The sequence below is a fragment of the Haloplanus salinarum genome (genome assembly GCF_009762275.1).
Taxonomy (GTDB): Archaea; Halobacteriota; Halobacteria; order Halobacteriales; family Haloferacaceae; genus Haloplanus; species Haloplanus salinarum.
In genome coordinates this window covers 2,426,254-2,437,392 of record NZ_CP034345.1, presented here as the reverse complement: position 1 = coordinate 2,437,392, position 11,139 = coordinate 2,426,254, and the positions used below count along the sequence as shown (strand labels likewise).

At 70.3% G+C, this 11,139-nt stretch carries 13 protein-coding genes and 1 tRNA gene; 8 read left to right on the top strand and 6 right to left on the bottom strand.

What is annotated here, in order from left to right; translation table 11 throughout:
• The first annotated feature begins 80 nt into the window (after positions 1-80).
• From EI982_RS13940 to EI982_RS13910, 8 genes are all read left to right on the top strand, one after another.
• Entirely contained in the window at positions 81-1,001 is a 921-nt protein-coding gene (locus tag EI982_RS13940) for a spondin domain-containing protein (protein ID WP_157690268.1), read from the top strand.
• Between the two features lie 94 nt (positions 1,002-1,095).
• Positions 1,096-1,686, top strand: a complete 591-nt coding sequence (locus EI982_RS13935; protein ID WP_157690267.1) for an NAD(P)/FAD-dependent oxidoreductase — start codon at positions 1,096-1,098, stop codon at positions 1,684-1,686.
• Between the two features lie 132 nt (positions 1,687-1,818).
• Complete coding sequence (locus tag EI982_RS13930) at positions 1,819-2,172, top strand: 4a-hydroxytetrahydrobiopterin dehydratase (protein ID WP_157690266.1); 354 nt, start codon at positions 1,819-1,821, stop codon at positions 2,170-2,172.
• A gap of 38 nt (positions 2,173-2,210) precedes the next feature.
• Entirely contained in the window at positions 2,211-2,678 is a 468-nt protein-coding gene (locus EI982_RS13925) for an FKBP-type peptidyl-prolyl cis-trans isomerase (protein WP_157690265.1), read from the top strand.
• A gap of 36 nt (positions 2,679-2,714) precedes the next feature.
• The gene (gene mutL, locus EI982_RS13920) at positions 2,715-4,901 is read left to right on the top strand and encodes a DNA mismatch repair endonuclease MutL (RefSeq protein WP_157690264.1); all 2,187 of its coding nucleotides are present in this window, start codon (positions 2,715-2,717) and stop codon (positions 4,899-4,901) included.
• A 48-nt stretch (positions 4,902-4,949) separates the two neighbouring features.
• Positions 4,950-5,891, top strand: a complete 942-nt coding sequence (locus EI982_RS13915) for a sugar kinase (protein ID WP_157690263.1) — start codon at positions 4,950-4,952, stop codon at positions 5,889-5,891.
• 310 nt (positions 5,892-6,201) lie between these two features.
• On the top strand, positions 6,202-6,330 hold the full coding sequence (locus EI982_RS18945; protein WP_257627859.1) for a hypothetical protein: 129 nt from the start codon (positions 6,202-6,204) through the stop codon (positions 6,328-6,330).
• A 4-nt stretch (positions 6,331-6,334) separates the two neighbouring features.
• Positions 6,335-7,552, top strand: coding sequence for a serine/threonine-protein kinase (locus tag EI982_RS13910; RefSeq protein WP_199243641.1), 1,218 nt, complete (start codon positions 6,335-6,337; stop codon positions 7,550-7,552).
• 346 nt (positions 7,553-7,898) lie between these two features.
• On the opposite strand, the gene EI982_RS13905 is transcribed toward EI982_RS13910, so the two are convergent.
• From EI982_RS13905 to rpl18a, 6 genes are all read right to left on the bottom strand, one after another.
• Positions 7,899-7,972 (bottom strand) — tRNA-Phe (locus tag EI982_RS13905).
• A gap of 58 nt (positions 7,973-8,030) precedes the next feature.
• Complete coding sequence (locus EI982_RS13900; protein WP_157690262.1) at positions 8,031-8,651, bottom strand: hypothetical protein; 621 nt, start codon at positions 8,649-8,651, stop codon at positions 8,031-8,033.
• Between the two features lie 217 nt (positions 8,652-8,868).
• Positions 8,869-9,393, bottom strand: coding sequence for an Ntn hydrolase family protein (locus tag EI982_RS13895; protein WP_157690261.1), 525 nt, complete (start codon positions 9,391-9,393; stop codon positions 8,869-8,871).
• Positions 9,394-9,431: 38 nt separating this feature from the next.
• Positions 9,432-10,487, bottom strand: a complete 1,056-nt coding sequence (gene ftsY / locus EI982_RS13890) for a signal recognition particle-docking protein FtsY (protein WP_157690260.1) — start codon at positions 10,485-10,487, stop codon at positions 9,432-9,434.
• A 6-nt stretch (positions 10,488-10,493) separates the two neighbouring features.
• A complete protein-coding gene (pfdA, locus tag EI982_RS13885) occupies positions 10,494-10,949 on the bottom strand; it encodes a prefoldin subunit alpha (protein ID WP_157690259.1) in 456 nt (151 codons plus the stop codon).
• Entirely contained in the window at positions 10,949-11,125 is a 177-nt protein-coding gene (rpl18a, locus tag EI982_RS13880; protein WP_157690258.1) for a 50S ribosomal protein L18Ae, read from the bottom strand. The genes pfdA and rpl18a overlap by 1 nt, the downstream gene beginning before the upstream one ends.
• Between the last annotated feature and the right edge of the window lie 14 nt (positions 11,126-11,139).

Sequence of the window (11,139 nt, the reverse complement as noted above, 5' to 3'; positions counted from 1 at the left end):
GATTCTAGACGGCCTTTGGATTCATCTACGACGCACCTTGAAAAATCTACTTTCGATCCCCGGTCGGCGTGTCGGACGTGATGTCGAACCACGCGTCACGACGACGATTCCTCGCGGTCGCGGGAAGCACGACCATCGCGGCGCTCGCCGGGTGTAGCGGCGGCGACGGCGGTGGCGGGAGCACGGAAACCGAATCCATGGACGGCGAAACGACCGAGTCCGCGTCCGATCCCATGGACGGAGGGACGACGGAGACCGATTCGATGGACGAGGGGATGGAGTCGGTCACCGTCACCGTCCGGGTGGCGAACGTCGCCCCGACGGACGTCTACGGCGCGGAGACGCCGACGGGCGGGGCCGTCTGGCTCACGCCGGGGGTCTTCGCGGTCCACACGGGCGAGAACCCCGTCTTCACCCCAGGCGAACCGGCGTCGGTCGGCCTCGAAGCGCTGGCCGAGGCCGGGCCACCGACCGGCTTCGAGGGCGAGACCGGTCTCCTGGGCGAACTCCGGGAGCGGACGGGGAGCATGGGCGCCGTCGCCGCGGGGGCGTACACGCCGGACGACACCGTCGCGGACCCGAACGACCCCACCGGCGAGGTGCCCGGCGCGCCGCCGGTCGCACCCGGCGGTGCCTTCGAGTTCGACGTCGAGGCCCGGCCCGGACGCCGGCTCTCCCTGGCGAGCATGTTCGTGCCGTCGAACGACGTGTTCGTCGCGCCGGGAGCGTCGGGTATCGCGCTGTGGCCCGCCGACGGCACCCCGGTCGAGGGCGACGTGACCGCCGCCATCGACCTCTGGGACGCGGGGACCGAACCCAACGGCCCCCCGGGAGAGGGACCGGACCAGGCGCCCGCACAGGAGCGCCCGACGCAGGGCGCGGACGAGGACGGCGTCGTGCGCCGTCTCAGCGACGTAGACGACGGCCACGAGTACCCCGCGGCGAGCGAGGTGGTGCGCGTGACGCTCACGCCACACGGAGCGATGGACGACGGGGCGTAGCGCCGTCGCTTCGGTCGCCGGACGGGGCGGTTCGGACTCGGAGGCGAGTGCCAGTTGAGACATCTATTTCAGTCGGGGCGATGACATGGGAGGTATGGCGTCAGTCATCGTCGTCGGCGGCGGTCCCGCCGGCCTGAGTGCGGCACTGTTCACGGCGAAGAACGGCCTCGACACGACGGTGTTCGACACCGACGAGACCTGGATGCACAAGGCCCACCTGTTCAACTACCCCGGGATCGGTTCCATCGGTGGATCGGAGTTCATGGGCGTCGCGCGACAGCAGGCCGACGACTTCGGCGTCGACCGGCAGCAGGGCGCGGAAGTGACCGACGTCGAGGACGGCGACGGGGGCTTCACCGTGACGGCCGACGGGGAGGAACACGAGGCGGACTACCTCGTTCTGGCGACGGGAGCCGACCGGAGCCTCGCCGGGGACCTCGGCTGTGCGACGGACGACGACGGCGTGATCGAGGTCGGGGTGGAGATGGAGACGAGCGTCGCCGACGCCTACGCGACGGGCGCGATGGTCCGGGCCGAGGAGTGGCAGGCGGTCATCGCGGCGGGCGACGGCGCGGCGGCGGCGCTGAACATCCTGAGCAAGGAGAAGGGCGAACATTACCACGACTTCGACGTGCCCGCGGACGCGACGGAGACGTTCGGCGCGATGGCCGACGACGAGGCCTGATACGGATTATTGTAACTGTGTCCCGGTGGTTCGCCGGACTGTCCTGGCGAACCACCGGCAACGACGTACAGTGAACAGTGTGAGTCGGGGCGGAGCCGAACGTACAAACCATCGGCGCCCCTACGAACGTCCATGTCCTCACTCGCGGACGAGCCGTGTGAAGCCTGCACCAGCGACGACGAACCCCTGACGAGCGAGGAGTACGAGTCGTATCTGGACGACCTCCGGACGGACGTGTGGGAGGTCGTCGACGACCACCACCTACACGCCCACTACGAGTTCGAGGACTTCAGGGACGCCCTGGAGTTCACCTACGAGATCGGTGAACTCGCCGAGGAGGAGTGGCACCACCCCGACCTCGCGCTCGCGTGGGGCGAAGTCGAGGTGGAGATGTGGACCCACAAGATCGACGGCCTCCACAAGACGGACTTCGTGATGGCCGCACGGATGGACCGTATCTACGAGGGATACGATCCCGCGGAGTGATACCAAGCCCTTATGGGTCCCACGGCACTGGATCGAGCATGACGATTTCTACCGGCGATTCGGTCACCATCACGTACACCGGCCGTCTCGACGACGGGACGGTCTTCGACACCACCGACGAATCGGTCGCCGAGGAGGCCGGCCTCCTCGACGAGCAGCCCGACCGCGAGTTCGAACCGCTCACCGTCGAGGTCGGGGAGGGCAACCTCATCGAGGGGATGGAGCAGGGACTGCTCGGCCTCGAAGCGGGCGACTCCGAGACCATCACGGTCCCGCCGGAGGAGGCCTACGGCGAGGCCGACGGCGACAGCGTCCGCGAGTTCGAGCCCGCGCAGTTCGAGGAGATGGTCGGCCAGGAGCCCGCCGAGGGGCTGCAGGTTCGCGCACAGGGTGGTGCGGTCGGCACCGTCGTCGACGTGAGCGCCGACACCGTCAGCGTGGACTTCGAACATCCGCTGGCCGGCGAGACGCTGACCTTCGAGATCGACGTCCTCGACGTCGAATAGCGGCGTCGAACCGCCACGGGCGGCACCGTGGCGTTGATGATCCTTCCTCCCGAGCTATCGAGCGTGAGCGAGACGCCGACCATCCACGCACTGGACGACGCGACGGTCCGACGCATCGCCGCCGGCGAGGTGGTCGAGCGTCCGGCGAGCGTCGTGAAGGAACTGCTCGAGAACAGTCTCGACGCCGACGCCTCGCGCGTGACCGTCGCCGTCGAGGGCGGGGGCGTCGAGGGGATCCGCGTCCGCGACGACGGGGTCGGCATGACCGCCGCGGACTTGGAGCGGGCGGTCGAGGAGCACACGACCAGCAAGATCACGGGGGGCGACGACCTCGACCAAGTGGGCACGCTGGGGTTCCGCGGTGAGGCGCTCCACACCATCGGCGCGGTGTCGCGGCTGACGATCCGGTCGCGCCCCCGGTCGGGCGGGCGCGGGCACGAACTCACCGTCGAGGGCGGGACGGCCGGCGAGGTCACCCCCTCGGGCTGTCCGCCGGGAACGGTCGTCGAGGTCGCGGACCTGTTCTACAACACGCCGGCCCGGCGGAAGTTCCTCAAGACCGAGACGACGGAGTTCGACCACGTCAACCGCGTGGTGACCCAGTACGCCCTCGCCAACCCCGACGTGGCGACGACGCTCGAACACGACGGCCGCGAGGTGTTCGCCACCGAGGGTGCGGGCGACCTCGAATCGACCGTCCTCGCGGTCTACGGCCGCGAGGTGGCGTCGTCGATGATCGAGGTCGACGGGGGGCGACCGGAACCCGGCGCCGACCCGTCGGGCCCCGTCGAATCGGTGTCGGGGCTCGTGAGCCACCCCGAGACGACGCGGGCGGGCCGGGAGTACCTCTCGACGTTCGTCAACGGCCGCTACGTCACCGCGGGGACGCTCCGCGAGGCCGTCCTCGACGCCTACGGCGGCCAACTGGCGACCGACCGCTACCCCTTCGCCGTCCTCTTCGTCGAGGTGCCGCCCGACGCCGTTGACGTGAACGTCCACCCCCGAAAGATGGAGGTGCGGTTCGACGACGAGGCGGCCGTCCGCGAGGCGGTGACGGCGGCCGTCCGCGAGGCGCTGCTTGAGGAGGGGCTGGTCCGGACGGCGGCCCCGCGTGGGCGCTCGGCGCCCGCGGAGACCGAAATCGACCCGTCGTCGCCGGATCGGGAGGTGGCCGGGGGGGAGGCGGCCCCCGATTCCGATTCCGATTCCCACGCCGGTGCCGACTCGGACTCCGACGACGGATCCGACCGGGACACGAGCCCGACGCCCGACTGCGACGCGGGGACCGCCGCCGTCCCGACGGGGACCGAACCGGCGGACGAGCGCGGGTCCGACGACGTGGGGAGCGACACCCGCTCGGACGGGACGACCCGAGCGTCGACCCTCGACGAGGCGACGGCGGACGGCGCGGTCGGGACCGGCGGGAGCGAGGAGGTGACGCCGGAACCCGTCGGTGGCGACGGTGTCGAGGGAACGGCCAGCGACCCCGCCGATCCGGCGGCCGACCGCGACGCGGACGCCGACGGCCCGTGGCACGCCGGCGGGATCCGTCCGCCGAGCGAGCAGCGGACGCTCGACGGCGACCGGGCGGCGCCGGACCGCGACTTCGAGCGCCTGCCCGCAATGTGCGTCCTCGGACAGTACGACGACACGTACCTAGTCGCGGAGACGGCCGACGGCCTGGCCCTGATCGACCAGCACGCGGCCGACGAGCGGGTGAACTACGAGCGCCTGCGCGCCGAGATGAAGGGTGAGACGCCGACGCAGGCGCTCGCCGAACCGGTCGAAATCGAGCTCACGGCACGGGAGGGCGAACTGTTCGACCGCTTCCGGGAGGCGCTTGCGACCCTCGGCTTCCACGCGGAGCGGACGGGGGATCGCACCGTCGAGGTGCGGACGGTCCCGACGGTGTTCGACGCGGCGCTCGACCCGTCGCTGCTGCGGGACGTGCTGACGGGGTTCGCCTCGGAGGAGGGGTCGACTGGGACCGTCGACGCCGTGGCCGACTCGCTGCTCGCCGACCTCGCCTGCTACCCGTCGATCACGGGCAACACGTCGCTCACGGAGGGGTCGGTCGTGGACCTGCTCGACGCACTCGACGACTGCGAGAACCCCTTCGCCTGCCCGCACGGGCGGCCGGTCGTCGTTTCGTTCGACCACGACGAGATCACCGACCGCTTCGAGCGTGACTATCCGGGGCACGGCGGCAGACGCGCCGAGTGAGCGACGCCCGGGGCACAGCTTTTTGCGCCGGTCGGTCGAAACACGTCCGTGACGGATCTGGTCACCGTCGGCGACGCCACCCTTCGGTTCTCGCCGCCACGGGGCGAACGCATCGAGACGGCCGGCGACTTCGCCGCCCACGTCGGCGGCCCGGAGAGCAACGTCGCCGTCGCGGCGGCGACGCTCGGCCTCGACGCCGCGTGGCTGTCGAAGCTCCCGGACACCCCGCTCGGGCGGCGGATCGTCGGCGAACTGCGCCGCCACGGCGTCCGGACGGGCGTCGTCTGGGCGGAGTCGGGGCGGGCGTCGACGGCGTTCGTCGAGCGCGGCGGGGCGGCCGGGGCGCGGTCGGTGTCCGACCGCGAGGGCGCGGCCGTCGCCACGGCCACCGCCGAGGACCTCCCGCTCGGGGTGGTCCGGGAGGCCGACACCCTGTTCGTCAGCGGGGCCACGCCCGCCCGCTCGGAGGCGCTCTTGGAGACGACGGCGACGCTCCTCTCGGTCGCGGGCGAGGCGGACACGACGCGGGCCTTCGACACCCGCTTCGAGGCGACGGGACTGGAGGCCGACCGGGCCCGCGACCTGTACGACCACCTCCTCGACGCCGTGGACGTGCTGGTGATCGACGAGGCGGACGCCGAGGCGGTCTTCGGCCTCGACGGCGACGTCGTGCCCGCGGCCCACACTCTCCGGACGCGATACGACTGCACGACGGTTGTCGTCACCCGCGAGGAGGACCGTCACCCGACGGTCGGCCTCCACGGCGAGGAGATATACGAGGTGCCGCCGTTCGAGGGGGAGACCCGCGACCCGGCCGGCGTCCACGACGCGTTTGTCGGCGGGTTCCTCGCCGGGCGACGGCGCGGCGCGAACGTGAAAGAGGCGCTTCGCCAAGGGGCGGCGACGGCGGCACTCAAGCGAACCATCGTGGGGGACGTCGTCGTCGGATCGCCAGACGACGTGGCGGCGATCCGCGACGGTCGGGAGTGATATCAAAAAGTGGCAGCAGCCGCGACCGGCCGGGACCCCGGTCGGGGAACTCGGGGCGAGGCCGGCGCGAAGCGTCGGTCGGGTCGGGGAGACGCGTTGCGGGGACCGACGCCACCGGCACACGGGGAACGTCCGGAGGGCGTCGGCATCCCAACGTACCGCCGCTTGTAACATAAATCCATCAGAGGCTTAGATGCCGATTTCAGTCTCGGGACGGGGAGACCGACCAGCCAGTCCGCGGATCGGCGCCGACGACGGCATCCCGGCAGTGACCCAACTTTATGTGGAAACCGATCCCACGGGAAGTGAGATGCCGATCAGCGTCGCGTTGCAAGGAAGCGTCGGAATCGAGACGTCGGTGGCCGTCACCATCTGGGGGCTGATCGGCGTGTTGGGGCTGGTCACCGGATATCTGCTCGGCCTCACGGTCGGAGGGTAAACGGATGCGAACGCCGGTCACCGAGCCGGGCGTCGTCTCCCACGTGCCGGCTGTCCCGACCGTCGACGCCCCGCTACAGATGGCGCGCGTCGGCCCCGATCCCGAGACGGTCGCCCTCTACGCCGTCGTCGTCGCCGTCGCGAGCCTCGGCCTCGGGTTCGGCGTCGGGGTCTACCGTGCGCGGCGCCGGGGGGGCGAGGACCCGTCGGCGTCGGGGCCCGAACGGGCCGGCAGCGGACCGCGAGGGTCGGCGTCGACCCCCGAACCGGGGCGCGACGCCGAATCGCAGGCGGGCGATCGGCTCGGGCAGTCACCGAGCGTGAGCGGCGGGAGAGAGGAAAGCGAGAGCGTGGCCGGAAGCGCGAACCAACCGCCCGACTCGGCCCCGCGGGCGCCCGACGTACGCGTCGACTACGACGCGCTGACCGACGAGGAGCCGATCGGCGGCGGGGGCAACGCCGACGTGACGAAGGCGACACTGCCAACGCCCGAGGGTAACGTGACGCTCGCGATCAAGCGCCCGCGGATGCAGGGGACGCTCCACGCCGACGCCGTCGAACGGATGCTCGACGAAGCGGAGACGTGGGACAAACTCGACGACCACGACTACGTCGTCGGCGTCGTCGACTACGGCGCCGAGCCACTGCCCTGGATCGCCATGGAGTATATGGACGCCGGTCACCTCGGGGGACGGGCGGGCTCCCTCGGTTTCGATCAGGCGCTCTGGACGGCCGTGGCGATCACGAAGGGCGTACGTCACGCCCACCGTCGGGGAGTCGCCCACCTCGATCTGAAGCCGGCGAACGTCCTCTTTCGCGAAGTGGCGGGCGCCTGGGACGTGCCGAAGGTCGCCGACTGGGGACTCTCGAAACACCTGCTCGAGCACTCCCAGAGCGTGGAGGGGCTCTCGCCGGGATACGCCGCACCCGAACAGTTCGACCGGTCCTACGGGACGACCGACGACATCACCGACATCTACCAACTCGGCGCCGTCTACTACGAACTCTTTACCGGCCGGCCGCCGTTCGAGGGCGAATCGACGCGCGTGATGCGTGCCGTCCTCGACGAGACGCCGACGCCACCGAGCGAGGTGGCGGACGTCCCCTCGGCGCTCGACGACGTCCTGCTGACCGCACTGGCCAAGGACAAAGCCGACCGCTACGACGACATCGTCTACCTCCGGGACGACCTACAGGCGCTGTTCGAGGGACGGCGAGCGTGAACCGCCTCGGGGTCAAGCCCCGAGGCACTCGCCTTGCTCATCTGTAGACTCGTCGGCGACGTGTCGATGCTGGACGTCCCCCTCGAACGGGACGGCCACTCCGAGCGGTTTCACTACTGGCGAACGGAGTGAGCCAGCAGGGGTTTTCCCCACGTTTTTGCAAGGCGTGGTTCCCGCAGCGAGCCGAAGGCTCGCGAGGAAACCCGACGCAGCGAAAAGTGGGAATATGCCGCCTCCCCGATTTGAACTCCGGAAGACGTGCTCGCTCCGCTGCGCGCGGCTTCCGTGCTCAAATCGGCTCGGCGTCGTTTCTTCACCTGCTCGCTACGCTCACGGGTTCAGAATATGCCGCCTCCCCGATTTGAACGGGGGACAGCTCGATCTTCAGTCGAGTGCTCTCCCAGTCTGAGCTAAGGCGGCGCAGTTCCGACGAAGTGGATTACGGGCAAAAGGATTTCGAAACACCGCCGGCGGGCGGTCAGGCGACCGTCCGTCGTTCGGTGAACGTCCGGGTGGCGTTCGCCGTCCGGACCGTCGTCTCGATCCGGATGCGGCCGTCGTTGGCCTTGATCCGTACGGCGTCGGCGTAGCCGACCCGGACCGTCCGGGTCCGTGTGACCGTCTCCCCGGCGTCCAGTCGCCCGACGTCGGAGCTCCCCTCCCAGACGAGGCGGTCACCGGTGGTGATTCGGGTGGCAACGCGGACGTCGCGGGCCGTATCCGTCCCCTCGTTCGACAGCCCGATGGTGACCGTCCGACACCGCGACCCGCAGGACTCGACCGAGCGGACGCGCATGGTGACGTTCGGCGACGTCGAACCGGTCGACGAGGGCGTCGGCGTCGCGGTCACGGTCACGGCGGCAGCGCCACCGTCATCCGTGTCCGCGGTGGTCGTGTCGCCGCCCGGCGCGACGAAGAGGGCGGCCGTGCCGGCGACGGCGACGACGAGCAACACGGCGAAGACCATCTCGGTCCGGCTCCAGGAGCCGAGGACGCCCGCCTCGTCGGCGTCGGCGTCGCCGTCGCTCCCCCCGTCACTCCCCGCGTCGCCGTCGGTTCCGGTCCCCGCCGGGGCCGACGGCCCGCGCTCTCCCGACATGAGTGAACGATGGGGATCGGCGCGCATAGCTCTGGTGGCAGAGGGCGAGACGCGTTCGCTCACGCCCGAATACGGTTCCACACGGCCGAGACGGCCGTTCGTCCGGTCCGCGACCACGAGTACGACCCACGACTGCCTGCGCGAACATCTGCAGGACCGCCATCACGAGAGCGAACTCGTCGACCGGTACCCGTCGTCGCCGCCGGCGTGAGTGCCGTCACGCCGGGAGACGGTAGGTATCGACGTCGGTCCCGGTTCCGGGGTCGCGCTCGGCGGCGGCCGCGAGGGCGTCGCGGGCGAGCGCCGCAGCGTCGTCGAGCGACGCCTCGGGATCGTGACCGGCTTCGAGGACGCCGAGGGCGAGGGCCGCGCCGCTCCCCAGCGCCGCCAGCGACTCCTCGGTGACGCCGCCGTCGGGATCGATCGATCGGAGGCGCGGGACGCCCGCGTCGTCGGGGGCGGTGACGAGTACGGAGGCGTCGAACTCGGTGGCGACGTCGGCGACGAGGCGGGCGACGGCGTCGATCCGGAGGCGACCGCGCTCCGTGCGGTAGGATCGGATCTCGGCGTCGAGACGGTCGGCGACCGCGGGAACGTCCCCGCAGACCACGGCGGCGCCGACGCGGTCGAATTCGAGGACGTGCCGACGCGACCGACTCCGGATGCGGCCCCCGCTCGCGACGACGCGGTCACCGGCGAGGACGACTCCGGCGGGGCAGGCGACTCCGGCGACCGTGCTCATGGTCGTTCGTTCGCGGCGAACGGAGGTAGGCGTGTCGCTTACGCCCCGAGGAGGTCGTCGACCAGCGCTTCGGGATCGAACCGTTCGAGGTCGTCGTACCCCTGCCCGGTGCCGAGAAAGAGGACGGGCTTGCCGGTCACGTAGGCGACGGAGATGGCGGCCCCGCCCTGGGAGTCGGCGTCCGCCTTCGTCAGCACGGCGCCGTCGATTTCGGCCGCCTCGTCGAACTGCTGGGCGCGTTCGACGGCGTCCTGGCCGGCGACCGCCTCGTCGACGAACAGGGTGAGGTCGGGGTCGACGACGCGGTCGATCTTCTCCAACTGGGCCATCAGGTCGCTGGAGGTGTGGAGGCGCCCGGCGGTGTCGCCGAGGACGACGTCCACGTCGTTGGCCTCCGCGTACTCGACGCCGTCGTAGACGACGGCGGCGGGATCGCCGCCCTGTTCGTGGGTGATCAAGCGCTTGTCGAGCGCCTCGGCGTGTTCCCGGATCTGCTCGTTGGCCCCCGCACGGTACGTGTCGCCGTTCGCGAGCACCGTGGAGTACCCGCGCTCCTCCAGATAGCGAGCCAGTTTGGCGATGGTGGTGGTCTTGCCGACGCCGTTGACGCCGGTGAAGACGATGGTCACCGGCTTCTCCGCCTGCGCGATGCGCTCGTCGAAGTCGAACTGGCCGACGCTGATGACCTCGAGCAGGGCGTCCCGAAGGGCGTCCTCGACGAGGTCACCCGTGCTCGCCATCTGGGATTTGGTCTCGCCGATCAGGTTCGACCGGATCTGATCCAGGATGGCCTCCGCGACGCCCATCTCGACGTCGCTCTCCAGCAGCGCCATCTCGAGGTTCCAGAGGGGATCCTCCAGGTCCTCCTCCTCGAGGACGACCTTACCGGTGGCGAAGGCCTTGGCCCGCTGGAGGCGACCGGGCGAGTCGGCGTCGGCCTCGTCGGGCGCGTCCGTCTCGTCGGCGGTGTCGGCGTCGTCCGCCGAATCCGTCTCGGCCTCCCCGTCCGGTTCCGCCTCCGGATCGGCGTCCTCGGCACTCTCCTCGACGTCGCTCCGGAAGGTATCCAGCTTGTCTTTCAGTCCGTCGAACATCGGCCGCTACTCGTCGTCGCCCTGCTCTTGTTGGAGCTGCTGCATCTGCTGTTGTTGCATCTGCTGTTGCATCTGCTGGGCCTGCTGTTCGAGCTCCTGGCTCTCGGATTCGAGCTCCGAGATCTCGTCCTCGACGTCGTCGACGCGGTCGTCGAGCACGTCCCGCTTGCGTTCGAGGGCGTCGATGGCGTCGCCCTGGGGCTGTTCGGCCGCGTAACCGCCGCCGAGATCGACGATCACTTCGTCGATGTCCTGGACCTCGGCACGGAGGTAGGCGCCGCCGCCGAGGGGGACCTGCACCGTCGAGCCGGTGTCGAGGGTCTCGATGGCCTCGACCGCCTCGTCGATCTCGCTTTGGCGGGTGCGAAGCGATTCGATCTCGGCTTCCAGCTCCGCGATCTCCTCGTCGATGGCCTCGATCTCCTGGGTGAGCTGCTGGAGTTGCTGCTGACCGCCACCCATCATGCCGCGGTCACCCCCTCGATCTCGACCTGCGTGCGCTTGAGGCCGTGCTCGCTCCCGAGCTGGGCGAGGGTGTGCTCGCGCGCGACGTTCTCGTTGGTGGCCTCTACCGACTTCTCGAACTGTCGGTAGCCGGTTCGGTCCTGAAAGCGTCCGCTGACGACGAATTCGCTCATGTACCGAAGGGTCG